At 66.0% G+C, this 20,339-nt stretch carries 17 protein-coding genes and 2 tRNA genes; all 19 read left to right on the top strand.

The features are described from left to right. Window positions 1–104 precede the first annotated feature (104 nt). The 19 genes from U0025_RS22295 to U0025_RS22205 all read left to right on the top strand — a co-directional run bounded on the left by U0025_RS22295 (window position 105) and on the right by U0025_RS22205 (window position 20,096). Window positions 105–191: transfer RNA gene (locus tag U0025_RS22295), tRNA-Leu, on the top strand. Window positions 192–327: 136 nt separating this feature from the next. Next, the gene (locus tag U0025_RS22290; RefSeq protein WP_004209807.1) at window positions 328–2,595 is read left to right on the top strand and encodes an FdhF/YdeP family oxidoreductase; all 2,268 of its coding nucleotides are present in this window, start codon (window positions 328–330) and stop codon (window positions 2,593–2,595) included. Beyond that, complete coding sequence (gene fdhD / locus U0025_RS22285) at window positions 2,592–3,443, top strand: formate dehydrogenase accessory sulfurtransferase FdhD (RefSeq protein WP_004209806.1); 852 nt, start codon at window positions 2,592–2,594, stop codon at window positions 3,441–3,443. Before U0025_RS22290 ends, fdhD begins: the two co-directional genes overlap by 4 nt. A gap of 287 nt (window positions 3,444–3,730) precedes the next feature. Continuing rightward, complete coding sequence (locus U0025_RS22280) at window positions 3,731–3,889, top strand: hypothetical protein (RefSeq protein WP_004209804.1); 159 nt, start codon at window positions 3,731–3,733, stop codon at window positions 3,887–3,889. Between the two features lie 8 nt (window positions 3,890–3,897). Further along, the gene (locus tag U0025_RS22275; protein WP_004209803.1) at window positions 3,898–6,333 is read left to right on the top strand and encodes a TonB-dependent receptor; all 2,436 of its coding nucleotides are present in this window, start codon (window positions 3,898–3,900) and stop codon (window positions 6,331–6,333) included. Window positions 6,334–6,355: 22 nt separating this feature from the next. Further along, window positions 6,356–7,765, top strand: a complete 1,410-nt coding sequence (locus U0025_RS22270; RefSeq protein ID WP_004209802.1) for an MFS transporter — start codon at window positions 6,356–6,358, stop codon at window positions 7,763–7,765. A gap of 31 nt (window positions 7,766–7,796) precedes the next feature. After that, window positions 7,797–8,735, top strand: coding sequence for a TauD/TfdA dioxygenase family protein (locus tag U0025_RS22265; protein WP_004209801.1), 939 nt, complete (start codon window positions 7,797–7,799; stop codon window positions 8,733–8,735). Window positions 8,736–8,840: 105 nt separating this feature from the next. After that, window positions 8,841–10,475: an arylsulfatase gene (locus U0025_RS22260; RefSeq protein ID WP_004209800.1), complete on the top strand. Its 1,635-nt coding sequence runs from the start codon at window positions 8,841–8,843 to the stop codon at window positions 10,473–10,475. 152 nt (window positions 10,476–10,627) lie between these two features. Beyond that, window positions 10,628–11,413 (top strand): LPS export ABC transporter ATP-binding protein, encoded by a 786-nt coding sequence (gene lptB, locus U0025_RS22255; RefSeq protein ID WP_010336951.1) that lies wholly within the window; start codon window positions 10,628–10,630, stop codon window positions 11,411–11,413. A gap of 45 nt (window positions 11,414–11,458) precedes the next feature. Further along, window positions 11,459–12,976 carry an RNA polymerase factor sigma-54 gene (gene rpoN, locus U0025_RS22250; RefSeq protein ID WP_004209797.1) on the top strand — a complete coding sequence of 506 codons (1,518 nt, stop codon included), beginning with the start codon at window positions 11,459–11,461 and terminating at the stop codon, window positions 12,974–12,976. Between the two features lie 207 nt (window positions 12,977–13,183). Continuing rightward, window positions 13,184–14,035 carry a D-amino-acid transaminase gene (locus tag U0025_RS22245; RefSeq protein ID WP_004209795.1) on the top strand — a complete coding sequence of 284 codons (852 nt, stop codon included), beginning with the start codon at window positions 13,184–13,186 and terminating at the stop codon, window positions 14,033–14,035. 220 nt (window positions 14,036–14,255) lie between these two features. Further along, entirely contained in the window at window positions 14,256–15,245 is a 990-nt protein-coding gene (locus U0025_RS22240; protein ID WP_004209793.1) for a helix-turn-helix domain-containing protein, read from the top strand. A 68-nt stretch (window positions 15,246–15,313) separates the two neighbouring features. After that, a tRNA-Val gene (locus tag U0025_RS22235) sits at window positions 15,314–15,389 on the top strand. Window positions 15,390–15,604: 215 nt separating this feature from the next. Then, window positions 15,605–15,784 carry a hypothetical protein gene (locus U0025_RS22230; RefSeq protein ID WP_004209792.1) on the top strand — a complete coding sequence of 60 codons (180 nt, stop codon included), beginning with the start codon at window positions 15,605–15,607 and terminating at the stop codon, window positions 15,782–15,784. Between the two features lie 54 nt (window positions 15,785–15,838). Beyond that, complete coding sequence (locus U0025_RS22225; RefSeq protein ID WP_004209790.1) at window positions 15,839–16,066, top strand: zinc-finger domain-containing protein; 228 nt, start codon at window positions 15,839–15,841, stop codon at window positions 16,064–16,066. Between the two features lie 54 nt (window positions 16,067–16,120). Next, on the top strand, window positions 16,121–17,563 hold the full coding sequence (gene tldD / locus U0025_RS22220) for a metalloprotease TldD (protein WP_004209788.1): 1,443 nt from the start codon (window positions 16,121–16,123) through the stop codon (window positions 17,561–17,563). Between the two features lie 102 nt (window positions 17,564–17,665). Further along, complete coding sequence (locus U0025_RS22215; RefSeq protein WP_004209786.1) at window positions 17,666–18,241, top strand: DUF924 family protein; 576 nt, start codon at window positions 17,666–17,668, stop codon at window positions 18,239–18,241. A 156-nt stretch (window positions 18,242–18,397) separates the two neighbouring features. Next, window positions 18,398–18,736, top strand: coding sequence for a P-II family nitrogen regulator (locus U0025_RS22210; protein ID WP_004209785.1), 339 nt, complete (start codon window positions 18,398–18,400; stop codon window positions 18,734–18,736). A gap of 13 nt (window positions 18,737–18,749) precedes the next feature. Further along, window positions 18,750–20,096, top strand: coding sequence for an ammonium transporter (locus tag U0025_RS22205; RefSeq protein WP_004209781.1), 1,347 nt, complete (start codon window positions 18,750–18,752; stop codon window positions 20,094–20,096). Window positions 20,097–20,339: the final 243 nt, after the last annotated feature.

The raw sequence follows: 20,339 nt of genomic DNA, 5'->3' as shown, positions 1-20,339 counted from the left end.
ACAAAGATAACGTTGATGCCGATCACTGGTTGCATGACCCAAAAGCCTTTGCTAAGGGCCGCCTCCTACCAAGGCACCGGCCCCGCCGGTTTCCCTGTTGATGTGCGGTCGTGGCGGAATTGGTAGACGCGCAACGTTGAGGTCGTTGTGGCCGAAAGGCCGTGGAAGTTCGAGTCTTCTCGACCGCACCATCACTTTCCCGATAGCTGCAGATGATGATGACAGCCCCCTGCGGGCACGCCCCATCCTGCCTGCCCGGCCTTGGTTCTCCAGCCGAATTTTCCTATATCCCACGCGGGGCACCGCGATGATGTGGGACAAACGACCATGGACAAAGCCGCCGAAGACCTGATCCCCGACACGGTGGAAGGCGTCTCCAGCTATGACGGCCCGGCCGGTGGCTGGGGCGCGCTGCGCGCGGTGGCAAAGACGGTCGCCGAACAGATGCGCGCCAGCCCCGACACCCGCGCCCTGCTCCAGATGAACCAGCCCGACGGCTTCGATTGCCCCGGTTGCGCCTGGCCCGACCCCAAGCACACTTCTTCGTTCGAATTCTGCGAGAATGGCGCCAAGGCGGTCACCTGGGAAGCGACGGTCAAGCGCGTCGATCCCGATTTCTTCGCCCGCCACAGCGTCAGCGAATTGTGGGACTGGACCGACCACAAGCTCGAAGATACCGGACGCCTGACCGAACCGCTGCGCTATGATGCGGCGACCGACCATTTCGTGCCGATCAGCTGGGACGAGGCCTTTGCCCGCGCCGGCGCCGCGCTCCAGGCGCTCGACCATGCCGACCAGGCCGAATTCTACTGCTCGGGCCGCGCCTCGAACGAATCCGCCTTCCTCTACCAGCTGTTCGCCCGCGAGTTCGGCACCAACAATTTCCCCGACTGCTCGAACATGTGTCATGAGGCGACCAGCACCGGCCTCCCCAAGTCGATCGGCATCGGCAAGGGCACGGTGACGCTGGAGGATTTCGACCATGCCGACGCGATCTTCTGCATCGGCCATAATCCGGGCACCAACCATCCCCGCATGCTGAGCACGCTAGCCGCTGCCTCCAAGCGCGGCGTGCCGATCATCGTCGCCAACCCGATGCGCGAACGCGGGCTGGAACGCTTCAAGTCGCCCCAGCATCCCACCGAAATGCTCTCGCCTGGCGCCACCCCGCTCGCGTCCGCCTATCATCAGGTGCGGATCGGCGGCGACATGGCGATGCTCAAGGGCATGATGAAGGCGCTGCTGGCGATCGAGGCACGGCAGCCCGGCACGCTCGACCACGCCTTCATTGCCCAGCACACCGAAGGCTTCGACGCCCTGCGCGCCGATATCGAGGCGGCCCAATGGCCGTGGATCGAGCGCCTGTCCGGCCTCACCCGCGAAGCGATCGAGAGCTTGGCCCATGTCTATGCCAGGGCCGATCGGGTCATCATCTGCTATGGCATGGGCATCACCCAGCATCGCCACGGCACGCAGAATGTGCAGGCGCTGGCCAACCTGCTGCTGCTGCGCGGCAATTTCGGCAAGCCGGGTGCCGGCATATGCCCGCTGCGCGGCCACAGCAATGTGCAGGGCGACCGCACCGTCGGCATCACCGAACTGCCGACCGAGGCGATGCTGCAACGGCTCGACACCGCCTTTTCCATCCAGTCGCCGCGCAAACATGGCCATAATGCGGTCGAGGCGCTCGCCGCCATGCATGCCGGCGAATCGAAAGCGCTGATTTCGCTCGGCGGCAATCTCGCCGTCGCCATGCCCGATCCCGACGCCTGCTTCGCCGCCGTGCGACGGCTCGACCTGTCGGTCAACATCCTCACCAAGTTCAACCGCACCTGCCTGCTGACCGCGCGCGAGACATTGGTCCTGCCCTGCCTTGGCCGCACCGAACTGGATCTGCAGGCCGCCGGCCCGCAATGGGTGACGGTGGAGGACAGCATGTCGATGGTCCACGCCTCGCGCGGCAAGCTGAAGCCCCCCTCGCCCCATGTCCGCTCCGAACCGGCGATCGTTGCGGGTCTGGCCAAGGCCGCCATGCCCGCCAGCCGCACCGACTGGGACGGCATGGTCGCCGATTATGACCGCATCCGCGACGGGATCGAGGCGGTCTATCCCGACTTCCGCGACTTCAACATCCGGGTGCGCGAACCGGGCGGTTTCCGCCTGACCATCGGCCCCAGCGAACGGATCTGGAACACGCCCAGCGGCAAGGCGCAGTTCATCACCCACCCGGCCGCGCCGGACGAGGGCGCGCTGCCGCTGCTGCTCACCACCATCCGCAGCCATGACCAGTATAATACGACCATCTACAGCTATGATGATCGCTATCGCGGCATCCATGGCCGGCGCGACATAATCTTCGCGAACGAGATCGATCTGGCGGAGATGGGCCTCGCCCATGGCGACAAGGTGGACGTGACGACGCCGGCCGGGCGCGAACTGCGCGGCTTCACCATCGTCATGCACGCCATCGCGCGCGGATCGCTCGCGGCTTATTATCCCGAGGCGAACAATCTCGTCCCGCTCGACGATTATGATCCGGCCAGCGGCACCCCCGCCTACAAGTCGATTCCCGTCATGGTGCGCGCGGCCCGATGAGCGACGCCGACCGGCCCGTCCGCTTCACCCGGATCACCCCGGACGGCGGCCGCGCGTCCGTCACCCGCGCGGTCGCGGTCGAATGCCCGGTCGCGCTCGAATATAATGGCATCGGCTATGCCGTGCTGATGGCGACCCCGGCCGATCTCGACGATCTCGCCACCGGCTTCGCCTTGTCCGAACGGCTGATCGATAGTGCCGCCGACATCATCGACATCGACATTCACGAAGCGCCCCAGGGCCTGTTGCTGCGCATCCGCCTGATCGCCGATTGCCATGACCGCATCCTCGCGCGCGTCCGCCACCGCGTCGCCGAATCCTCCTGTGGCCTGTGCGGCATAGAGAATCTGGAACAGGCGCTGCGCCCGCTGCCGCGCGTCACCGCCGTCACCCAGGCCAGCGACGATGCCCTGTTCCGCGCCCTCGATGCGCTCGACGCGCGCCAGCCGGGCAATCAGCGCACCGGCGCGCTCCATGCCGCCGCCCTCGCCGCGCCCGACGGCACGCTGCGCCTCGCGCGCGAGGATGTCGGCCGCCACAACGCCTTCGACAAGCTGATCGGCGCCATGGCCCGCGCCGGCCTTGGCTGGGATGGCGGCTTCGCCCTCCTCTCCTCGCGCTGCTCCTATGAACTGGTGGAAAAGGCCGCGCTCGCCGCCTGCCCGCTGCTCGTCACCCTCTCCGCCCCCACCAGCCTCGCGCTCGATCGCGCCGCCGAATCGGGCCTGCGCCTCATCACCCTCGCCCGGCGCGACGCCATGCTCGAACGGGCGGATGGACCGGCACAGCGCAATTTGGGCACGGCCAAGCAAAACTTGGTTGAGCCAGACACTCTATCTTATAAGTAGAGATTGCCTGAAACGGAGCGGACTGGTCCCCGCCCGGATGACGACATCGGCATCGGACCCGCGGCTTTTGATCGGGATGCAGCTTGCTCCGCGTCACCAACAGCTAAAGCGCACGATGCTCGGGCGACGACGCCAGCTTCGTGTTCCCCCCAACAGAATGGGGAATGAAACGATGTGCCATCCATCTGAAATCTAGGGCCTGACGCCCGCCACGCAGCGCGCTGCTTCTCAGCGCGCCTCCATCCGCCCGTCCTCCGCCGATGCGTCGTGCGGGAAAGGGGGATCGCATGCCCGTGGAAGCTCGCGGCCGACGCGCGTCGCCGCACCCAGCCTATTCCGTGTCGCTGCTCCAGGCGGCCGCCGCGCTCTACGGCCTGAATGCCGTGCGCGACGATGCCCTGCGTCCGCAGCCCACAAGCAGAACAGACAAGAAATTCAGGGAGTAAGCCTCTTCATGTCCCAAGTCTTCGCGCCCAGCCGACCCCGGCACGGCCTGTCCCTCCGTCGCCTGCTGCTCGCCGGCGTCGCTATCGGCCTGTTGCCGGGCGCCGCTCATGCCGCCGACGAACCCGCCGCCGCGGCGCCTGCCCCCGCGCCCGAAGCCGCCGTCGATGAAGGCGATTATGGCGCCCCCATCCTGGTCACCGCCCGCCGCCGCGCCGAAAAGGCGCAGGACGTGCCGGTCGCCCTCTCGGTCGTCGGCGGCGATCTGGTCGAACAGCGCGGCGACTATACGCTCGCCGCCGTGCAGCAGGTCGCGCCCAGCCTCCAGCTGTTCAGCTTCAACCCCCGCAACACCAACATCAATATTCGCGGCCTCGGCTCCAACGTCGCGCTGACCAATGACGGCCTCGAAAATGGCGTCGGCGTCTATATCGACGATGTCTATTATGGCCGGGTCGGCGCCAGCCAGTTCGATCTGGTCGATCTCGAACGGATCGAGGTGCTGCGCGGGCCACAGGGCACGCTGTTCGGCAAGAACACCACCGCCGGCGCCATCAACATCACCACCCGCCAGCCGAGCTTCGATTTCGGCGGCCAGGTGGAAGCGACGCTGGGCGACTATGGTTTCCATCAGGTGCGCGGCTCGGTCACCGGAGGCCTCACCGACTGGGCAGCGGTGCGCGTCAGCATTGCCGACACCCATCGCGATGGCTTCCTGACCAATGTCCATAACGGCAAGAAAATTCACGATTACGACAATTTCACCGCGCGCGGCCAGCTGCTGCTGACCCAGGGTGAGGGCTTCAGCCTGCGCCTGATCGGTGACTATGCCAAGCAGACGCTCAACTGCTGCGTCCGCCTGCCCAGCACCGTCTTCACCACCTATGATGACGGCAACACGATCGCGAACAATTTCGCGATCCGCGCCGCCCGCGCCGGCTACACGCCGCTCGCCACCGATCCCTTCGCCCGCAAGGTCGATGTCGACGGCCAGTTCCAGGCGAACATGAATCAGTGGGGCATTTCGGGCAAGGCCGACTGGGATGTCGGCCCGGTCACGCTCAGCTCCATCACCGCCTATCGCGCCTGGAACTGGTATCCCCGCAACGACAGCGACGCCACCTCGCTCTCGGTCAACACGCTCAACCACCAGGAAAATAACCAGCGCCAGTTCAGCCAGGAATTTCGCGTCGCCTCCAATGGCGACACCCGCCTCTCCTATGTGCTGGGCGCCTATTATTTCTGGCAGATCATCAACGGCTCGGGCGCCGCCGGCTATGGCGTAGACGCGCCGCTCTGGCTCTTCCCCAATGCCGATCCGGTGGTCAGCAATGCGGCGGTCAACGGCTTCGTCGCCCGCTCCAGCTCCAATCCGGAAACCAAGAGCGCCGCGCTGTTCGGCCAGGCCAGCTACGCCATCATCCCCGACAGCCTCTCGCTGACGCTCGGCCTGCGCTACACGCATGAAAAGAAGCAGGGCAGCTACAGCCAGTGGTGGGCGGAGGGGAATGATCTTTCCAGCCTGACCGCGGCCCAGCGCACCGCCGCGATCGCGCTGCGCAACAGCCTCAACCCCGTCACCAGCTACTCGACCGGCTTCACCGACAACAGCCTCTCGGGCCTGGCCACCCTGTCCTACAAGGTGACGCCGGATATGCTGATCTATGCCACCTATTCGCGCGGCAACAAGTCGGGCGGCCTCAACCTCACCAACATCCCGGCCGGGGTCAGCCCCGATGTCGGCGGCGAGAAGGTCGACAATTACGAAGCCGGCGTGAAGAGCCAGTTCTGGGGCGGCAAGGCAACGCTCAACGCCGCCGCCTTCTGGACCAATATCTTCGACTATCAGACCGCGATCACCGAACAGATTGTCGGCACCAACAGCACCCGCAATTATATCACCAACATTCCCGAGGCGCGCGCGCGCGGCTTCGAACTGGACGGTGCGCTGGCGCTCAGCCGCTATGTCAACCTCAACGCCTCGCTCGCTTATACCGACGCCTATTATGTCGACTTCAAGAACGGCCCCACCCCGGTCGAGGCACTGAACCCGACCACCGGCGGCTCGGCCGTGACCGACCTGAGCGGCAAGCCGCTGTCGGGCGTCCCCGAATGGTCGTGGAGCGCGGGCGGCGACTTCGCCATTCCGCTCGGCACCACCAAATGGGGCGACGCGCAATTCTATGGCCGCGCCGACTATAGCTGGCGCTCCTCATACTACACCGCCGTGTCGGACAGCCGCTACTCGCTGGTGCCCAGCTACGGCGTCGCCAATGCGCGCATCGGCGTGCGGCTGGACGATGGCCTGATCGACCTGTCGCTCTGGGCCAAGAACCTGTTCGACAAGGATTATGTCGACACGCTCTCGGTCGCGAACACCGGCCTCGTCACCGCCACCGTCGGCGATCCCCGCACCATCGGCGTCACCCTGCGCAGCAAATTCTGACCCCCAATACGGAGGCAAGATCGTGGCTACCCTTCCCTACGCAGACTATCTGGATGACCGGAGCATCACCCGGCCGGAACCCGCCCGCGTCGGGGAGGGCGAGCCCTCGCGCCTGCGCCTCACCGGCTTCGCCTCGATCGCGGTGCCGATCGCCGGCGCCGGCCTGCCGCTCGCCCTGTTCGTGCCCCAGCTCTACGCCACCCAGTTCGGCCTCTCGCTCGCGACCATCGGCTTCATCTTCCTGCTGGGCCGCATCTGGGATGTCAGCGCCGATCCGCTGGTTGGCGCACTCAGCGACCGCACCCGCAGCCGCTTCGGCCGGCGCCGCCCGTGGATCGCAGCCGGCGGCCTGCTGTTCGGCCTGTCCTCCGCCCTGCTCTTCTTCCCGCCCGCCGCGCTGGTGACGCCCGCCTATCTCGGCGCCGCCCTCTTCTTCTTCTATCTCGGCTGGTCGATGATCGAGATCCCGGCCTCCGCCTGGGCCGGCGAGCTGTCACGCCATTATCATGGCCGCACCCGCGTCGTCAGCTATCAGGCGCTGCTGCGCGCCATCGGCCTGCTCGCCGTGCTGGTGCTGCCGACCATCCTCGACCAGGTCGAACCGGGCAATGGCACGCTTAAGCTGCAATTGGTCGGCGGCTTCATCATCGCCACCCTGATCCCCAGCCTCGTCCTCACCCTCTTTTCCGTGCCCGAACCGCCGGTGCCCGCCACCCCGCCGGTCCGCCAGAGCTTCTGGCGCGCCACCAGCGTCATCTTCTCCGACCGGCTGCTGCTGCGCGTCCTCGCCTCCGACGCGGTGGTCACCGCCGGCCAGTCGATCCGCGCCAGCCTGATCGTCTTCTTCGCGGTCTGGTATATGGGCCTGCCCGCCTGGGCGAGCGGCCTCTATCTGCTCCAGTTCATCTTCGGCGTCGCCGCCGCACCAATCTGGCTGCGCATCGGCACCCGCATCGGCAAGCGCCAGGCCGCGATCAGCGGCGAAATCGCCCAGGCGGCGATCAATATCGGCCTGCTCTTCGTCTTCCCCGGCGGCCTGCCGCTGCTGCTCGCCCTCACCATCGCCCAGGGGCTGACCCAGGGCTCGGGCAACCTGATGCTGCGCGCCATGGTCGCCGATGTGGCCGACGCCCACCGGCTGCGCACCGGCCATGACCGCACCGGCCTCTTCTTCTCGGTCTTTGCCCTCTCGGCCAAGCTCGGCCCGGCGATCGGCATCGGCATCGCCCTGCCGCTCATCGCCTGGCTCGGCTTTGCCGCCGGCCCGCACAACGATCCCACCGCGCTCGAAGGATTGAAGACCGTCTTCGCCCTCGGCCCGGCCCTGGCCCACATCATCGCCACCCTCATCATCTGGCGCTTCCCGCTCGACGAAGCCGCCCATGCCGAAATCCGCCGCGCCCTCGATCAGCGCGACGCGATCCCCGCCTGACCGTCCACGCATAAATTCAAGGAGACCTGCCATGACCATCCTGACCCAGAGCTTCCTCAACGCCGCCGATGCCGACGGTCCGCTCGATGTCGTTCCCGTCGCCGGCCGCATCGGCGCGGAGATCCGCGGCGTCGCGCTGGGCGGCGACCTTGACGACGCCACCATCGCCGCGATCCGCGCCGCACTCGTCCGCCACAAGGTGATCTTCTTCCGCGCCCAGCATCATCTCGACGATGCCGGCCAGGAAGCCTTTGCCGAACGCTTCGGCAAGCCCGTCGCCCACCCAACCGTTCCGGTCGTGCCCGGCTCCAAATATCTGCTGGAACTGGATTCGAAGGAGGGCCGCGCCGCGTCGAGCTGGCACACCGACGTCACCTTCGTCCCTGCCTATCCCGAATCCTCGATCCTGCGCGCCATCGTCATCCCGCAGGCCGGCGGTGACACGCTCTGGGCCAATACGGCAGCCGCTTATGAGGAACTGCCCGAACCGCTGCGCCAGCTCGCCAACAGCCTGTGGGCGGTCCATTCCAACCTTTATGACTATGCCTCGGTCGTCACCAATGCGAACGAGGAAGCGGTGAAGCGCTATCGCGAAGTCTTCGCCTCGACCGTCTATGAAACCGAACATCCGCTGGTTCATGTCCATCCCGAAAGCGGCGAACGCTCGCTGATCCTGGGCCATTTCTTCAAGCAGTTCGTCGGCCTCAGCCAGGCCGACAGCCAGCGCCTCTTCGCTACCTTCCAGGATACCGTGACCCGGCCGGAAAACACCGTGCGCTGGCGCTGGCAGCCGGGTGACGTCGCCATCTGGGACAATCGCGCCACCCAGCATCGCGCCATCGCCGATTTCGGCACCCAGCATCGCCAGCTGCGCCGCGCCACCATCGCCGGCACCGTCCCCGTCTCGATCGACGGCCGCAACAGCCGCATCATCAAGAAGGAAGATGGCAAGATTGCCGAAGCCGCCTGAGCAGGGCTTGCTCACCCCCCAACCTGCCCCCGAACTCAGGTAAATCCCTTCGGCACACTGGGCCGCGTTCCTTTTCGGGCGCGGCCCCTTTTCACGGAAGACCCCATGAAGCTCCGCACTGTCCTTGCCAGCCTGGCGCTGGCCACCGCCCTCACCACGCCCGCGGCGGCGCAGGAAAAGCGTCCCAATTTCCTGGTGATCGTCGCCGACGACCTGGGCTATTCCGATCTCGGCGCCTTTGGCAGCGAGATATCCACCCCCAATCTCGACCGGCTCGCTTTGTCGGGCGTGCGCCTCACCGGCTTCCACACCGCGCCGACCTGCTCGCCGACCCGCTCGATGCTGCTGTCGGGCACCGACAATCATCGCGCCGGCCTTGGCACCATGGCGGAAATGCAGGCCCCCAATCAGGTCGGCAAGCCCGGCCATGAAGGCTATCTGCGCACCGACATCGCCGCCCTGCCCGAAGTCCTGACCGCCGGCGGCTATCGCACCCTCTTTTCGGGCAAATGGCATCTGGGCCTCACGCCGCAGCAGGATCCCCATGCCCGCGGGTTCCAGCACAGCTTCGCGCTGCTGCAGGGGGCGGGCAATCATTATGGCACCGACATTTCGGCCACGCCCAAGCCCGGCTTCACCACCTATCGCGAGGATGGCCGCACGCTCGAAAGCCTGCCCAGCGACTATTATTCCTCCGACGCCTTCGCCACCAAGCTGATCGACCAGATCAAGACGACGAAGGACGACAAGCCCTTCTTCGCCTATCTCGCCTTCACCGCGCCGCACTGGCCGCTGCAGGCCCCGGCCGAAACCATCGCCAAATATAAGGGTCGCTATGAGGCGGGCTATGAAGCGTTGCGCGCCGAGCGGCTGAAGAAGCAGGTCGCGCTCGGCCTGGTCCCGGCCAGCGCCGCGCAGCATCCCCTTGAAAACAGCAAGCCCTGGGCGCAGCTGACCCCGGACGAAAAGAAGACCGCGTCGCGGACGATGGAAATCTATGCCGCGATGGTCGACCGGCTCGACCAGAATGTCGGCCGGGTGATCGATGCGCTCAAGGCCAGCGGCGAATATGACAACACCGTCATCCTCTTCCTCGCCGACAATGGCGCCGAGGGGATGGATCTGGTCCATGCCAGGAATCCCCGCTTCCGCGCCCGCGCCGAGGCGGCCGACAACAGCTATGACAATCGCGGCAAGGACAGCAGCTATATCAGCTATGGCCCCGGCTGGGCGCAGGCGGCAACCACGCCATCCTGGCTCTACAAGGCGTTCGCGACCGAGGGCGGCACCCGCACCACCGCCTTCCTCTCCGGACCAGCGGTAAAGAAGCCCGGCAGCATCGCCCATGACTATCTCAACGTCATGGACGTCGCCCCCACGCTGATCGATCTGGCCGGCATCGCCCCGCCCAAGGGGACGTTCCAGGGCCGCGCCGTCCAGCCGATCCGCGGCACCAGCTGGGCGCCCTGGCTTGCCGGCACGGCGCCGACGGTCCATCCCGCCAGCGAGGCGATCGGCACCGAATTGTTCGGCTCACGCGCATTGCGTCAGGGCGACTGGAAGATCACCGATGCCGGCGATGGCCAGTGGCATCTGTTCAACATCGCCACCGATCCGGGTGAAACCACCGACCTGTCCGCCCGCGAACCGGCGCGCCGGGCGGCGCTGGAAAAGGCGTGGGATGCCTATGCCAGCGATGTCGGCGTCGTCCTGCCCAACCCGCGCATCATGGTGGAATGACCCGTGCATCAGGGGGATGGCACGCCCATCCCCCTCTTCTCCATCGCATTTTCCCCTTGCCCCGGCGGCGATCCCATGCACAAAGCTTGCCAATTGCCGCAGGCGGACCCATGTCCGCCGCACCCCGATTTGGCGGCACAAGGATTGAAGTGATGGACGATGTGACGATCCAGGACAGGGCCGCTTCAGCGCGACCGCTCGCCCCGCAGGAAGTGGGCGAGGGCCTGTCCGTCATCTCGATCGCGAAAAGCTATGACAAGCGCGTCGTCCTGTCCGACGTGTCGCTGACCGTGGGCAAGGGCGAGGTCGTCGGCCTGCTCGGCCCCAATGGCGCGGGCAAGACGACCTGCTTCTATTCGGTCATGGGCCTCGTCCGTCCCGATCAGGGCCGCATCATCCTCGACGGCCAGGATATTACCGGCCTGCCCATGTATCGCCGCGCGATCCTGGGCCTGGGCTATCTCCCGCAGGAAACCTCGATCTTCCGGGGCCTGACGGTCGAACAGAATATCGGCGCCGTGCTGGAAATGGCCGAACCCAACAAGGCCGCCCGTGCCGAGAAGCTGGAACAGCTGCTCGACGAATTCGGTCTCACGCGCCTGCGCGATTCCGCCGCCATGGCGCTGTCGGGCGGCGAACGGCGCCGCTGCGAAATCGCCCGCGCGCTGGCCGCCGATCCCTCGATCGTGCTGCTCGACGAGCCGTTCGCCGGCATCGATCCGCTGTCGATCGCCGACATTCGCGACCTGGTGAAGCAGCTCAAGACGCGCGGCATCGGCGTCCTCATCACCGACCATAATGTGCGCGAGACGCTGGAAATCGTCGACCGCGCCTGCATCATCTACAGCGGCCAGGTGCTGTTCGCCGGCAGCCCGACCGAACTGGTCGCCCATCCCGATGTTCGCCGCCTCTATCTGGGCGAGAATTTCCAGCTCTGACATGATCGGCCGGCGCCCCCTCGCTGATGCAGGACGGCCCGGCTGATGGCGCTCGGGCCACGCCTCGACATCCGCCAGAGCCAGTCTCTGGTGATGACGCCGCAGCTCCAGCAGGCGATCAAGCTGCTGGCGCTGTCCAATCTGGAGATCGAGGCGTTCGTCGCGGGCGAACTGGAAAAGAACCCGCTGCTCGAACAGGGTGCCGCCGATGACGGCGGCCGGGACGGCAGCGGCGTCGACCGCGAGGTGGAGGCGCCGACCCTGGCCGCCGAAACCGGCGCCAGCGACGATCTGATCGCCCAGGGCCTGGGCGGCGCCGACAGTCCGCTCGATGTCGATCATGGCGCGGAAACCTTCATCGACGATGGCCCGGCCGACCGCATGGCCGCGGGCAGCGGCTCAAGCTCGCTCGACATGCTGGGCGGCGGCAGCGGTTCGGGCGAAGCGGTCGATTTCGACAGTTTCGCCAATGCCGCGCCCAGCCTGCAGGAACATCTGATGGACCAGGCCCGCAGCACGCTGTCGGGCATGGAGCTGCTGATCGCCACCCAGTTGATCGGCCAGATCAGCGAAGCGGGCTATCTGGAGGCCAATCTGCTCCAGACCGCCCATGGCCTGGGCGTTCCACTCTTCACGGTCGAGGGCGTGCTCGAAGTTATCCACAGCTTCGACCCCACCGGCGTGGGCGCCCGCTCGCTTGCCGAATGCCTCGCCCTCCAGGCCAAGGAAGCGAACCGCTACGATCCCTGCATCCAGCGGCTGCTCGCCAATCTCGACCTGCTGGCCAAGGGCGCCCTGCCCCAGCTGCGCCGTATCTGCGGCGTGGATGAGGAGGATCTGGCCGACATGATCCGCGAACTGCGCGGCTATGATCCCAAGCCCGGCCTGCGCTTCGCCAGCGACAGCGCGACACCGATCACGCCCGACCTGTTCGTCAGCCGCACCCGCGAGGGCTGGGGCATAGAGGTCAACAGCGCCACCCTGCCGCGCGTGCTGGTCAACCGCACCTATTATGTCGAACTGGCCGGCGGCCCGCAGGACAAGGCGAGCAAGGCCTGGCTGGCCGACTGCCTCGCCAGCGCCAACTGGCTGGTGAAGGCGCTCGACCAGCGGCAGAAGACGATCATCAAGGTGGCGAGCGAGATCGTCCGCCAGCAGGAGGATTTCTTCCGCAACGGCGTCGCTTATCTCAAGCCGCTGACGCTGCGCGCGGTCGCCGACGCGATCGAAATGCATGAATCGACCGTCAGCCGCGTCACCTCGAACAAATATCTCTCCTGCCCGCGCGGCCTCTATGAACTCAAATATTTCTTCACCAGCGGCGTCGCGGCGGCGGATGGCGACGGCGCCGTCTCGGCCGAGGCCGTGAAGAGCCATATCAAGGCACTGATCGGCGCGGAGGAGGCCCATGCCATCCTCTCCGACGACACATTGGTCGACCTGCTGCGCGCCAAGGGCATGGACATCGCCCGCCGCACCGTCGCCAAATATCGCGAATCCATGGGCATCGGCTCCTCGGTCCAGCGCCGCCGGCAAAAGGCGCTCAAGGGCAAGGCCGCCTGAGCCTGTCCTACAGCGGCCCTTTCCCCTATCATCGGCGCTGCCATCCCCTGACTTTCCGATAGGATCAAGGCAGCGCAAGATAATGTCACAATGTGCGGGAAATATGCGAAGTTAAGCGGAGCAAATCCTATTTCGCTGCCTTGACCCCAGCCGCCGCGGCGGCAAAAGCGGCGGCGTAAATCACCAGACCAAGGATCGCCCGCCGCCATGTCCGTCGCCTATCTCAACGGCCAGTTTCTGCCGCTCGAAGACGTCCGCATCTCCCCGCTCGATCGCGGCTTCCTGTTCGCCGACGGCATTTATGAGGTGGCGGCCGTGATCGATGGCCGGCTGGTCGACAGCGCCAGCCATCTCGCCCGGCTGGAACGTTCCTGCACCGAAATCGGCATCACCCTGCCGCTGACCCTGGACGAGATCGAGGCGGCGCAGAAGGCGCTGGTCGCCCATAATGGCCTTGGCGAAGGACTGGTCTATCTCCAGATCACCCGCGGCGCCGATGTCACCCGCGACTTCATCCCGCCAGCCGGGTTACAACCGACCCTGTTCATGTTCGTCCAGGACAAGACCTTCCTTGATGTGCCCGCCGCCAGGACCGGCGTCGCGGTCGCCACCATGGCCGACCTGCGCTGGGCGCGGCGCGACATCAAGAGCGTGGGCCTGCTCGCCCAGGCCATGGCCAAGATGGCGGCCAAGGAAGCCGGCGCGCAGGAAGCCTGGATGATCGAGGATGGCTTCATCACCGAAGGCGCCTCCTCCACCGCCTTCATCGTCACCGACGAAGGCATCGTCACCCGCCCCTACAGCCAGTCGGTGCTGGCCGGCTGCACCGGCGCGGCGCTCACCGCCCTTGCGGAAGAAAGCGGCATCGCCGTCATCCGCCGCCCCTTCACCCTCGCCGAAGCGCTCGCCGCCAAGGAAGCCTTCATGACCAGCGCCTCGACCTTCTGCCTCTCGATCGTCAAAATCGACGGCCAGCCGGTCGGTGACGGCACGCCCGGCCCGGTCGCGACCCGGCTGCGCGAACTCTATATCGACTTCGCCCGCCGCACCGCGGTCTGACCTGCGACGAAATGAGTCCATTTCGGATCGAATAGGCAGAACAGGGCGCCCGCATCAGCCGGCGCCCTTTTCGTTTCCGCATTCCCCCCGATATCGTGGGTGCGTGACGGCCATCACGACAGCCCCGTGCATTTGCGCCATTATGGAGTCAGCGCCGGCTGCGCCCGGTGGGCAAGCGGCTAAGCTGCGGAACATAACAGGCACGGGAGATTGCGTGGTGATGGCCGATCCCTTCTCGACCGATCATGATAGCCCCTATGCCGCGCCGGATGACCGGCGTGGGCTGCTGATCGTTGCCGATGACGAATGGTTCGACGATGCCGCCATGCTGGCCGATGCCGCCGGCCTGCGCCTGCTCGGCACCGTGCCGCTCGGCCAGGCCGCCGCCCGGCTCGACATGCAGGTGGGCTGCGACGTCGTGCTGCTGCTCTGCCACCAGCCTGATCCGTTGCTCGAACGGCTGATCGTCCAGGTCGAGACGATCGCGATTCAGAATCGCATGGCGGTGGTCCTGCTCGCCGGGATCGAGACACTCGACACGGCCTATGCCTGCATGCGCAGTCCGCAGACCCAGTTGCTGTGCAGTCCCGACAATGGCGACATCGCCGCCGCCCTGCTCGCCGCCGCGCACAGCGACGCGCTCCCCCATAATCTGCACGACGCCACCCATGAAAGCGACGGCAACCGGTTGCAGCGGCTGAGCGAGGAAGTCAGCCGCCTCGCTCGCACGATCGAGGCCCTGACCGATCGGCCGCGCCCTACGCTCCCCGCGTTCGACATGCCCGCGCGCATCGCCGACCGCCAGGGCGGCTATACCGCCATGCCGGCCATGGCCACGATCGGAGCGGCCACCATGGCGGAAACCGCCTCCGTCACCGCCGCCCAGGTCCGCGACCTGCTGCGCGCCCGCCGGCTGCGCGCCGATTTCCTGCCGGGCGACCTGTTCGCCGATCCGGCCTGGGACATGATGCTCGACCTGCTCGCCGCCCGGCTGGAACAGGCCCATGTCTCGGTCTCCAGCCTCTGCATCGCCTCCGCCGTGCCGCCGACCACGGCGCTGCGCTGGATTCGCACATTGACGGACAAGGCCCTGGTCGAACGCCGTGCCGATCCGCATGACGGTCGCCGCATCTTCATCGCGCTCGCCGACGACGCGGCTGACCAGTTGATCCGCTGGTTCGGCGCCAGCCATCGCTATCGCGCGCACTGATCTACCCCATCGGATAAAGGCCGCTTGACCCGCGCCCAAAAAAATCTAGAAGCGCCCGCACCCCATGGGGGCGATTAGCTCAGTTGGTAGAGCGTCTCGTTTACACCGAGAATGTCGGCGGTTCGAGCCCGTCATCGCCCACCAGTTTTGCGGCCTTTAGAGCCCGTCCGGGGGACGGGCGGCCGCAAAACTCCGAGCAGCTATGCTGCGAGGGCATCGGATATGGGACGTCCGGCCGACGGCTTCCGGCGAAACTCCCGAGCGACGGCGAAGGGCTTAGCCATCCAGGCAAAACCAGCCCCGATCCGCACCCGTAACATTCATCCTGCAGCAAGCATGGTTCCGGCATCCTTGCCACCATGCCGATCAGCTTCTTCCTTGGCGGCTCCGTCGCGCCGATATTGCTGATGCTGTCGCCCTTCGCGGTGATGGCGGTCGGCAATTGTGCCGACTGGCAAGCCAAGGCTTCAAGCGCAAGGATCGCGGCAAAGTCCCCCGCCGACGCCGGCTGCACCCAGCCCCGCTATCCGCTGATGTAATCACGCGCTGCCAGATATTGCGGCGCCGCGTCACCGCTGCTAATTCCGCCTCCCATGATCCAGCCGCCCGAAATCATCCGAGTCACCAAGTCCCGCGTCTCCTGCGACGGTTCGGGTGACATTCCCGCCGCCCTTGGCCATCCGCGCGTCTTCCTGGAAATTGACGAGCATGGCTATGTCGATTGCGGCTATTGCGATCGCCGCTTCGTGCTGGCCGGCGGCGTTGCCGACAATGGTGAAATCGGCAACAAGCCGGACATCGCCTCGGGCGCTAGCCTCTAAGGCTCTCTAAAATTTCCATTGGGCATCCGTCATGCCGCGCCTATATCGGGCGGCATGACCGATCTCGCTTCGCAATTCACTGATGCCCGCGGCCTGCTCTATCGTCCGGGCCTGCTCGATCCCGATGGCGCGCGCCGCCTGACCGCACAGGCGCTTTCGGCCTGCGACGATGGCGAGCTCTACCTCCAATATCGCGCCAGCGAGAGCTTCGGCTTCGACGATGGTCGCCTCAAGACCGCCGATTATTCGACCGATGCGGGCTTCGGCCTGCGCGGCGTTTCGGGCGAGATGACCGGCTTTGCCCATGCCAATGACCTCAGCGAAGCGGCCATCGCCAAGGCGGCGCAGACGCTGACCCTGCTCGATCCGGCCAAGGGCCAGCCCGCCCCGCCGCCCCAGCGCACCAATCGCCACCTCTATACCGACGCCAATCCGCTGGAGCTGGTGCCCTTCGCCGAGAAGGTGACCTTGTGCGCCGCGATCGACGCCGCCGCCCGCGCCCGCGACCCGCGCGTCGCCCAGGTTTCGGTGAGCCTAGCCGGCAGTTGGTCGGTGATCGAGATCGTCCGCGCCGACGGTTTCACCGCCAGCGACATCCGCCCGCTCGTCCGCCTCAACGTCTCGGTCATCCTGGAGGAAAATGGCCGGCGCGAAACCGGCGTGTTCGGCATTGGCGGCCGCTATCTCTATGATCATGTGATGGACCCCAAGATCTGGAACCGCGCCATCGACGAGGCGCTGGCCCAGGCCCAGGTCAATCTCCGCTCGGTCGCCGCCCCCGCCGGCGAAATGACCGTGCTGCTCGGCCCCGGCTGGCCGGGCGTGCTGGTCCATGAAGCGATCGGCCATGGCCTGGAAGGCGATTTCAACCGCAAGGGCACCAGCGCCTTTTCCGGCCGGATCGGCCAGCGCGTCGCTGCGCCGGGCGTCACCGTGGTCGACGATGGCAGCATCCTCGATCGCCGCGGCTCGCTCTCGATCGATGATGAAGGCACGCCGACGCAGGAAAATATCCTGATCGAGGACGGCATCCTCAAGGGCTATATGCAGGATCGCCTCAACGCCCGGCTGATGGGCGTCGCGCCGACCGGCAATGGTCGCCGCGAATCCTATGCCCATGCGCCGATGCCGCGCATGACCAACACCTTCATCAAGGGTGGCCAGGACAATCCGGAAGAGCTGCTGTCGCGCGTCAAGTCGGGCATCTTCGCCAAGAGCTTTGGCGGCGGCCAGGTCGACATCGTCTCGGGCAAGTTCGTCTTCTCCTGCACCGAGGCCTACAAGGTCGAAAATGGCAAGATCGGTGATCCGATCAAGGGCGCGACCCTGATCGGCGACGGCCCGACCGCGCTGACCAAGGTGATCGGCATCGGCAACGATTGGGCGCTCGACGAAGGCATCGGCATGTGCGGCAAGGGTGGGCAGAGCGTGCCGGCCGGTGTCGGCCAGCCGACCCTGCTGATGGATGGGCTGACTGTCGGCGGTACCGCCGCCTGATCCCATTCCTGCCATGGCGGCTCCTGCCATGGCGGCGCGGTCACCCGACCCGCCGCCGCCATGGGCCGAGGAACCGGGCGGCGATCAACACGTATTTTGCGTATGAACATGCTGACCGACAGCCATGACGCCGTGACCGCCGACTGGGCGGCGGCCCTGCTCGACTTCTGGTTCAACCAGGTTGGCGATGAAGGCTGGTACAGCCATGATCCGGCACTGGACCAGCATTGCATCGACCGCTTCGCCGTCCTGTGGAGCGAGAAGCGGACGCTTCCGGCCGAAAGCTTCCTTGACCGCGCCGACGATGCGCTGGCCGCCGTGCTGCTGTTCGACCAGCTGCCCCGCAACATGTTCCGCGGCAAGGCCCAGGCCTTTGCCACCGACCCGATCGCTCGCGAGGTGGCGCGCGGCGCCATCGCGCTGGGCTATGACATCCAGATTGGCGGGGCGGGCCGGCTCTTCTTCTACATGCCCTTCCAGCATAGCGAGGATCTGGCCGATCAGGAACTGTCGCTCTCCCTGTTCGAAGGGACCGGCGACGCCCGGTCGCTCGATTTCGCCCGCCAGCATCATGCAACCATCGCGCGCTTCGGCCGTTTCCCCCATCGCAACACTGCCCTTGGTCGCACCACCCTGCCCGCCGAAGCGGCAGCGGTCGCCGAAGGATCGCAATGGTAGGCGGGAACATGCCTATTTTTTAGGCATGGCCGTGCATCTGCACATTTTTTCGGCGGCGCAACAATCTCCCCTAGTGGAAATCCCGCGTTAATGCGTCATTAGCAAATTGGCACGCCTCTTGCTGGTATGTCGCCGCACACCAAATAAGGGGGCGACATGAAACTTGTCATGGCTATCATCAAGCCGTTCAAGCTTGACGATGTCCGCGAGGCTCTTTCCTCGCTTGGCATCGCCGGTATGACGGTCAGCGAAGTGAAGGGCTTTGGTCGCCAGAAGGGCCAGACCGAAATCTATCGCGGCGCCGAATATTCCACCAACATGGTTCCCAAGATCAAGATCGAGGTGGTCTGCGACGACGACCTCGCGCCGCGCGTGGTGGAAGCGACGCAGGCCGCCGCCAATTCGGGCGCGATCGGCGATGGCAAGATCTTCGTCCTCGATGTCGGCCAGGCCGTGCGCATCCGCACCGGCGAAACCGGCGAAACCGCGCTGTAAGAAGGGGGGAATAATGACCTTTTCGAAGAAACTCTGCGGCGCGCTGGGGGCCACCGGCCTTTCGCTGTTCGCCGCGCTGCCCGCTTGGGCACAGGACGCGGCCGCGCCGGCCGCGACCGTGGACAAGGGCGACGTTGCCTGGATGATGACGTCCACCATCCTCGTCTTCCTGATGATCCTGCCGGGCCTCGCCCTGTTCTATGGCGGCCTTGCCCGCAGCAAGAACATGCTGTCGGTGATGACGCAGATCGGCGCCGCCGCCTGCCTCGCCATGCTGATCTGGGTCATGTACGGTTATTCGATGGCCTTCGGCCCCGATTATACCAGCGGCCTCTCCAACGTCGTCTCGACCTTCGACAAGGCGTTCCTGAAGGGCATCACGCCCGCTTCGCAGGCCGCGACCTTCACCGCCGGCGTCGAGATTCCGGAATATGTCTTCGTCTGCTTCCAGATGACCTTCGCCGCGATCACCGTTGCGCTGGTGCTGGGTTCGGTGGTCGAACGCATCAAATTCTCGGCCGTGATGGTGTTCGCCGCCATCTGGCTGACGATCGTCTATTTCCCGATCGCGCACATGGTCTGGGCGGCTTCGGGCTATTTCTTCAAGGCCGGCGCGCTCGATTTCGCGGGCGGCACCGTCGTTCACATCAACGCCGGCGTCTCGGCGCTGGTCGCCGCGATCATCCTGGGCAAGCGTATCGGCTATCCCAAGGAACCGATGGCGCCACACAGCCTGACGCTGACTGCGGTCGGCACCGGCCTGCTGTGGGCCGGCTGGTTCGGCTTCAACGCCGGCTCGGCGCTGGAAGCCAATGGTTCGGCCGCGCTCGCCATGATCAACACCTTCGTCGCCACCGCATCGGGCGGCCTGTTCTGGATGCTGATCGAACGCGTCAATGGCCACAAGGCGTCGGCCCTGGGCTTCTGCTCGGGCGTCATCGCCGGCCTCGTCGCGGTCACCCCGGCCGCCGGCAACTCGGGCCCGTTCGGTGCGATCGTGCTGGGCGCTGTTGCCTCGATCGTCTGCTTCTATGCCGTCACCGTGCTCAAGCCCAAGCTTGGCTATGACGACAGCCTGGACGCCTTCGGCATCCACGGCATCGGCGGCATGATCGGCGCCATCGGTACCGCCATCGTCTACTCGCCCGCCCTCGGCGGCCCCGGCGCGGCGGACTATGAAATCGGCGCCAAGCTGCTCGTCCAGATCGAAGCGGTTGTCGTGACCATCATCTGGGCCTCGATCGGCACCGCCATCGCCATCTTCATCGCCAAGGCCATCACCGGCCTGCGGGTCAGCCAGGAGGTCGAATATGAAGGCCTCGACCTCGGCGAGCATGGCGAGCGCGCCTACAACTACTGAGATTGGCAGGGCGGGCCGCCCGACCGGGACACGGCCCGCCCGCCTCACCTTGTTCCTCCTGCGAACATGCCTTGGGGTCGGTACGAAAGTACCGGCCCTATTTTTATCCCCAGGGCAGGCAGCGGGTCGAGTTCAATGGGCCGGGTACGACCAGAAGCGGACCTGTTCCCCCTCCCGCAGGCGGGAGGGGTTGATGGGAGGCGCGTGACTCCCATCAAGGGGGTGGGCTGGACGTCGCGATAG

Origin of the sequence: Sphingobium yanoikuyae (assembly GCF_034424525.1) — a bacterium.
In the GTDB taxonomy this organism is placed as follows: Bacteria; Pseudomonadota; Alphaproteobacteria; order Sphingomonadales; family Sphingomonadaceae; genus Sphingobium; species Sphingobium yanoikuyae.
This window is presented reverse-complemented; position numbering and strand designations above follow the sequence as displayed.